Origin of the sequence: Streptomyces brasiliensis, assembly GCF_014647875.1 — a bacterium.
Classification (GTDB): Bacteria; Actinomycetota; Actinomycetes; order Streptomycetales; family Streptomycetaceae; genus Streptomyces; species Streptomyces brasiliensis.
Genome location: NZ_BMQA01000149.1, coordinates 1 through 6,831 on the forward strand (window position 1 = coordinate 1; position 6,831 = coordinate 6,831).

Genomic DNA, 6,831 nt, shown 5'->3' on the forward strand with positions numbered 1-6,831 from the left:
CGGTGTCTGCCACTTCGCCTACGACGACGAGGAGACCTGCATCCACGAGGTGCGCTACCTCCTGTCGCTGCTGCCGCAGAACAACCGTGAGAACCCGCCGCGGGTCGAGTCGAGCGACCCGGCCGACCGGCGCAGCGACGTCCTGCTCGACCTGGTCCCGGCGGACGGCAACCGGCCCTACGACATGGCGAAGGTCATCGAGGAGATCGTCGACGACGGCGAGTACCTCGAGGTCCACGAGCGCTGGGCACGCAACATCATCTGCGCCCTGGCGCGGCTCGACGGCCAGGTCGTCGGCGTCATCGCCAACCAGCCGCAGGTGCTGGCAGGCGTGCTGGACATCGAGGCGAGCGAAAAAGCTGCGCGCTTTGTCCAGATGTGTGACGCTTTTAACGTTCCGATCGTCACCTTCCTGGACGTCCCGGGCTTCCTGCCCGGCGTCGACCAGGAGCACGGCGGGATCATCCGTCACGGCGCGAAGCTGCTGTACGCCTACTGCAACGCGACCGTGCCGAGGATCTCGCTGATCCTGCGCAAGGCGTACGGCGGCGCCTACATCGTGATGGACAGCCAGTCCATCGGCGCCGACCTCACGTTCGCCTGGCCCACCAACGAGATCGCCGTGATGGGTGCGGAAGGCGCGGCCAACGTCATCTTCCGGCGGCAGATCGCCGGTGCCGAGGACCCCGAGGCCACGCGTCAGAAGATGGTCAAGGAGTACAAGGCCGAGCTGATGCACCCCTACTACGCGGCCGAGCGCGGTCTGGTCGACGACGTCATCGACCCGGCCGAGACCCGCGAGGTCCTCGTCAGGTCCCTCGCGATGCTGCACACCAAGCACGCCGACCTGCCGTCGCGCAAGCACGGCAACCCCCCGCAGTAACCCGGCGGATCCTTCGCGGTACCCCCGCGGAAACCTCTCTCACGGAGACTGACACCCATGAACAGCCCTGACATTCGCGTCGAGAAGGGCCACGCCGAGCCCGAGGAAGTCGCCGCCATCACGGCCGTCCTCCTGGCTCGCGCGGCCGCCCAGCCGAGCGTCACCGAGGCCCAGGCCCACCGTGGCCGTGCCAAGGCCGGCTGGCGCCGTCTGGAGCGCGAGCCCGGCTTCCGTGCGCCGCACAGCTGGCACTGAGTTGTACGACGGAGAAGGGCCCCTCTGCCGCAGAGGGGCCCTTCTCCGTGTGCACGAGTGGGTGAGGCCTGTCCGGCACCGCCGGTCTCCGCCGTGGTGGCTGCTCGCCGTTGCGGCGGAGACCAGGGGGAAGCCGCTAGCGGAGGCGTGCCATGAGCGCGTGCTCCACGAGCGTGATGAGCGCCGACTTGGCGTCCGCGCGGTGCCGGGCGTCCGTCGTGATGATCGGGGTGTCCGGTCCGATCTGGAGGGCCTCGCGCACCTCGTCCGGCTGGTACGGCTGGTTGCCGTCGAAGCCGTTGAGGGCGATGACGAACGGCAGGCCGCTGTTCTCGAAGTAGTCGACCGCCGGGAAGCAGTCGGCGAGACGCCGGGTGTCGACGAGCACGATCGCGCCGATCGCGCCGCGGACCAGGTCGTCCCACATGAACCAGAAGCGGTCCTGGCCCGGTGTGCCGAACAGGTACAGGATCAGGTCCTGGTCCAGGGTGATGCGGCCGAAGTCCATGGCCACCGTGGTGGTGGTCTTGTCCCCGGTGTGGGTCAGGTCGTCGATGCCCGCGCTCGCGGACGTCATGACGGCCTCTGTGCGCAGCGGGTTGATCTCCGAGACGGCACCTACGAACGTGGTCTTGCCCACGCCGAAGCCGCCCGCCACCACGATCTTCGCTGAGGTGGTGGAGCGGGAAGGACCGCCGCTAGAGCTTGCGAAGTCCACTGAGCACCCTTTCGAGCAGTGTCACGTCTGGCTGGCCACCGGCGTTCTCGTCGCCGCCGGGCTGATGGATGGCGACCAGGCCCGCCTCCGCCAAGTCGGCGACGAGGATCCTGGCCACGCCGAGAGGGATCGTGAGGAGAGCCGAGATCTCGGCCACCGACTTGATCTCACGGCAGAGGTTGCAGATCCGCTGATGCTCGGGCAACTGGCCCTGCATCTGGTGCGGCTGCGCGGTGGTGTGCACCAGCGCCTCGATGGCGAGCTGGTACCGCGGGCGGGTCCGGCCGCCGGTCATGGCGTACGGACGCACCAAGGGGTTGTTCGACGCCGCGGCGGGCGCCGGCTCGGGACGACGCTGTGGCTGCACCGGCTGGATGCGCGGCGCGGGCGGCTGCTCGTACGGTGAAGGGCCGGGGCCCTGCGGGGCGTACGGCTGCCGGTGGCTCGGGGCGGAGGGGAAGTTGTACCGGTTCGCGGAACCGTCGCCCTGACCCTGGGCAGGGCCGTACGACCAGTTGCCGTTGTTCGAACCGCCTGGGGGTGTTGCCACTTTTTCTCCTCCTCCGACCGTGCCGGGCACCCATCCCTGTGGAGCCGCGTCCCGAAACCTTACGGCCACGGGACGCGAAAACGCACCGTCTGTCTGTTAGTTGAGAAGGCTTCCCTGGAGTTCCGCACGCAGATCCGGAGTGAGGACCGTACCGGCACGGTCCACCAAAAGGGCCATCTCGTACCCAACGAGACCGATGTCGGCCTCGGGGTGTGCCAGGACTGCGAGCGACGAACCGTCGGAGATGGACATGATGAAGAGGAATCCCCTCTCCATCTCCACAACTGTCTGGTTCACGCTGCCGCCCTCGAAGATCCGGGAGGCGCCTGCCGTCAGCGACGTCAGACCGGAGGCGACGGCCGCGAGCTGATCGGCGCGGTCGCGCGGAAAGCCTTCGGACATCGCCAGAAGGAGTCCGTCGGCGGAGACCACCACCGTGTGGGACACCCCCGGGGTGTTGTCCACGAAGTTGGTGATCAACCAGTTCAGGTTCTGTGCCGCCTGGCTCATCGGGCTCACACTAACGCTCCTGGTTGTAGGTGCTGTCAGGACCACTGTGCTGATTCCTAGTGGCCTGGCCGTTCGTTTCACTGCCTGCGTTGCGTCCCCGCTGGACGCCTCGACGCAGGTTGCTCAGCCTGCCCCGGACGTCTTCCGGGGCTCGGGAGACCTGTGGGCCTCCCTGGGGGGTTGTTTCCGCGGCGCCCTCGACCAGGTTGGCCTTGGGCACCCGCCGCGGCAGGCCGGAGGAGGTGACCCCGCCCGCCTTGGGCTTGCGGAGCTGCGAGGCCTGCTGCCAGCGCTCGTCGTTCGCCGAACGCCAACTGCTGTCACCGTTGGACTCCGGTGCGTGGAGGGACGCCTCCTGGTGCCCGCCTCCCACGCCGTTCGAGCCGTTGCCGTCCGCGCCGCCCGCCGACGAACCGCGGCGGGGCAGACCCGCGTCGGTCAGTTGGTGGCTGCCCGAGGAAGCCGGTCCCGGATTGTCGAAGCCTACGTGGTTCCGGTCACCCGCGTCAGCGACCTGCGCAGATTCCGTTTCCGGAGCGTACTGGCCCGGGTAACCGTTCTGGTAGGCGTTCTGCTGCGGCCAGTCGTCCTGGTAGGACTGCTCTTCGTAGCCCTGGAAGGACTCGGGGCCGGCGGCGTGGACGGCCGCGCGCTCCTCCTGGACCGGCTCCGCATAGGAGGGTTCCGGATAGCCGCCGTTCGACGTGAAACCGTCGCTCTGCGGATGGCCGTTCGACGCGAAGTACTGCTCGTCGTACGACGGCTGCGCTTCGTACGCCCCGGGTTGTTCCCGGTAGCCGTCACGGCCGTCGTCGTAGCCCTGCCGCGCGTCGAACTCATCCGCGTAGGAGGGGGTTTCGGGGGCGTCATGCTGGGGCTGGGGAAGTTCGGCGGGCTGGACCTGTGCATGGGCCTCGAGCGCCGCGCGGCGCTCCTCGCGCATCAGCGAGCGGCCGACGGGGTCGAGGTCCCGGATGTCGTCGGGGACCTCGTAACGGCTGTCGTCGAAGCCGAGTTCCGCGGCGGTGCGCAGCGGCTGCGGCTGGTTGAAGCTCTCGCCCCGGAACTGCTGCTCCGGGATGATCTGCGAGACCGTGAACTCCTCGCGGCCCAGGGGCTGTTCGCCGCCGCCGCCGTGCGTGATCGCGTCGGGCAGCATGACCAGCGAGGTCGTACCGGCCTGCTCGCCCGAGGGGCGCAGCTGGACACGGATGCCGTGCCGGTCGGACAGCCTGCCGACCACGAACAGGCCCATGCGCTGGGAGATCGCGGCGTCGACGGTCGGCGGGTTGGCCAGCTTGTGGTTGATGTCAGCGAAGTCCTCGGCGGTGAGGCCGATGCCCTTGTCGTGGATCTCGATCATGACGCGGCCGTCGGGCAGACGGGTCGCGGTGACGCGGACCTTGGTCTGCGGCGAGGAGAACGTGGTGGCGTTCTCGAGCAGCTCGGCGAGCAGGTGCACGAGGTCGGTCACGGCGCGGCCGTGGATCTCGGCCTCCGGGACGCCCGACAGCTCGATGCGCTCGTACTGCTCCACCTCGGAGGAGGCGGCGCGCAGGACATCGACCAGCGGGACCGGCTGGTCCCAGCGGCGGCCGGGCTCCTCGCCGGCGAGGACCAGGAGGTTCTCGCCGTTGCGGCGCATACGGGTCGCCAGGTGGTCCAGGCGGAAGAGGTTCTCCAGCTGGTCCGGGTCGGCCTCGTTGTTCTCCAGGTCGGTGATCAGGGTCAGCTGGCCTTCGATCAGCGACTGGTTGCGGCGCGACAGGTTGGTGAAGATCGCGTTGATGTTGCCCCGCAGCAGGGCCTGCTCGGAGGCGAGCCGGACGGCCTCGCGGTGGACCTGGTCGAAGGCTCGGGCCACTTCGCCGATCTCGTCGGTCGAGTTGATCGGGATCGGCGCGACCCGGGTGTCCACCCGGCCGGGGTCGGTGCGGGAGAGCTGGTCGACCAGCATCGGCAGACGCTGCTCGGCGATGCCGAACGCCGCGTTGCGCAGCTGGCGCATCGAGCGGCTCATCTGCCGGGCCACGGTGCCGGCCAGGATGAACGCGAGCAGCAGGGCGACCACGACCACGCCACCGGTGATGAACGCGGAGGTCTTCGCGTCGCCGGCGATGCCGGAGGCCTCGGTCACCGCCTTGTCGGCCATGTCCGACTCGATCTGGCGGTAGCCGTTGAACTTGAGCGTGTTGTACGCCCACCAGTTCTGCGGGGTGACGCCCTTCGCGGCGAGGCCCTGACGGGTGAGCTCGCTGGTGTCCGGCAGCGTCGCCACGGCAGTGACCATCTTGGACGGGTCGGACGGTGCGACGTACTTCGGGTCGGCGGCCTTGGCCTTCGCGGCCTCCGCGGCGCCGTCCGTCTTGATCTTCTGCTCGATGTCGGTGAGCTTCTGCTTGTCCTCCTCGGTACCGGCGCCGAGGTACTCCTCGACGGCGATCCGCTCCAGATAGGCGTACGAGGAGAGGGAGACGCGCTGGGTCGCCAGGTTCGGGGCGTCCGGACCGGGCTTGACCAGCAGGTGCGTACCGATCGACCGCTCCAGCGACAGCGCCGCCTTGGTGAGCGAGATGGCGTAGACGCTACGGCCGTAGGAGGTGATGTTTCCGGTACCCAGACCGAGTTCGTTGGCGAACTCCATCAGAGGGTGGGCGATGGCTACGTAGCCTTCTTCGGTCTGTACGCCGGGAAGCTTGGTGTAGGCCTTCTCGCGCAGGGCCTGGAGCTGGGGCTCGACCTCGCGGAACCCTTTGAGGCGGCGCTCGAGGCCGGACTTGTTCGGCATGTTCTGCGCGGCCTGGTCGAACGCGTCGGCGGCCTGGTCCGTCTGCTTGCGGGCCGCCGCGACGACGTTCTTGTCCTCGTTCATCAGCAGCGGTGCCACCGAGACGTCACGCTCGTTGTAGAGAGCGTCGGCGTAGGTGAGGGAGGCACGCACCAGGACGGCGGTGTTCTCCGCGTCCCGGGCCTCGTTCCAGGTGTCGATCGAACTCTTCACCTGGAAGCCGCCCATGACGAGGCCGACGACCACGGGGATGAGCAGGATCGCGTTCAGCCGTGTCGGCACTCGCCAGTTGCGCGGAGAGAAGGCCCGGCCGCTCGGGGCCGGAGGAGCCTGGCGCTCGGGGCCTGGCACAGGGGTGGGCGCCGCAGCGCGCGGCGGCGGGGTGAAGTTGCCCCGCGCCGACGGCTCGGGACCGTTCTTGCTTCGCCTCACTCGACCAACAACCTCTCGGCGGCGGGCACCTACGTCGTGCCGCAGTCTCTCAGAGCCCGGTGTGTCATCGACCGCTACTGAGTACGTCTTTGACTAATGGGCAGTTCAGGCATTCCAGCACGTCGACCAGCGCAGTTCCAAACAGTCGGAACGCGCAGAACGCCGCCCTGTAAGGGCGAGATAAAACGGTCATAAAGAGCGAGCCCCGCCAAAAGGCGGGGCCGTTGTGAGCGCAGCGATACCGGTCGACCGCGACGCGTGGCGATACCACCCGATTCCTCTGCCGAAACGTTATGAACACCGGAGCCGACCGTGTCAAAGGCCACAGCCGGCTCCGGTGTCATTACGACAACTGCCGTACAGCGCTCACGACTTGAGAGCTACCTCAGCCGTGCCATGAGCGCGTGCTCCACGAGCGTGATGAGCGCCGACTTGGCGTCCGCGCGGTGCCGGGCGTCCGTCGTGATGATCGGCGCGTCCGGTCCGATCTGCAGCGCCTCGCGCACCTCGTCGGGTGTGTAGGGCTGGTGTCCGTCGAAGCCGTTGAGGGCGATGACGAACGGCAGGCCGCTGTTCTCGAAGTAGTCGACCGCCGGGAAGCAGTCCGCCAGGCGCCGGGTGTCCACGAGTACCACCGCGCCGATCGCGCCGCGGACCAGGTCGTCCCACATGAACCAGAAGCGGTCCTGGCCCGG

The 6,831-nt window shown here is 68.5% G+C and carries 7 protein-coding genes; 2 read left to right on the forward strand and 5 right to left on the reverse strand.

Annotated features, from left to right (window positions below; genetic code table 11):
* Positions 1–883: acyl-CoA carboxylase subunit beta (locus IEZ19_RS48775; RefSeq protein WP_308429102.1), on the forward strand; the 883-nt coding region annotated here is incomplete at its 5' end.
* 57 nt (positions 884–940) lie between these two features.
* Entirely contained in the window at positions 941–1,138 is a 198-nt protein-coding gene (locus tag IEZ19_RS48780) for an acyl-CoA carboxylase subunit epsilon (RefSeq protein ID WP_189317799.1), read from the forward strand.
* 136 nt (positions 1,139–1,274) lie between these two features.
* On the opposite strand, the gene IEZ19_RS48785 is transcribed toward IEZ19_RS48780, so the two are convergent.
* The 5 genes from IEZ19_RS48785 to IEZ19_RS48805 all read right to left on the reverse strand — a co-directional run.
* Positions 1,275–1,856, reverse strand: a complete 582-nt coding sequence (locus IEZ19_RS48785) for a GTP-binding protein (RefSeq protein ID WP_071369867.1) — start codon at positions 1,854–1,856, stop codon at positions 1,275–1,277.
* On the reverse strand, positions 1,837–2,406 hold the full coding sequence (locus IEZ19_RS48790) for a DUF742 domain-containing protein (protein ID WP_189317800.1): 570 nt from the start codon (positions 2,404–2,406) through the stop codon (positions 1,837–1,839). The genes IEZ19_RS48785 and IEZ19_RS48790 overlap by 20 nt, the downstream gene beginning before the upstream one ends.
* Positions 2,407–2,502: 96 nt before the next feature.
* Positions 2,503–2,916: a roadblock/LC7 domain-containing protein gene (locus IEZ19_RS48795; protein ID WP_033321188.1), complete on the reverse strand. Its 414-nt coding sequence runs from the start codon at positions 2,914–2,916 to the stop codon at positions 2,503–2,505.
* Positions 2,917–2,926: 10 nt separating this feature from the next.
* Complete coding sequence (locus tag IEZ19_RS48800) at positions 2,927–6,136, reverse strand: sensor histidine kinase (protein WP_189317801.1); 3,210 nt, start codon at positions 6,134–6,136, stop codon at positions 2,927–2,929.
* A gap of 380 nt (positions 6,137–6,516) precedes the next feature.
* Positions 6,517–6,831 (reverse strand): GTP-binding protein (locus tag IEZ19_RS48805; RefSeq protein ID WP_189317802.1); only part of this gene is annotated, 315 nt, incomplete at its 5' end.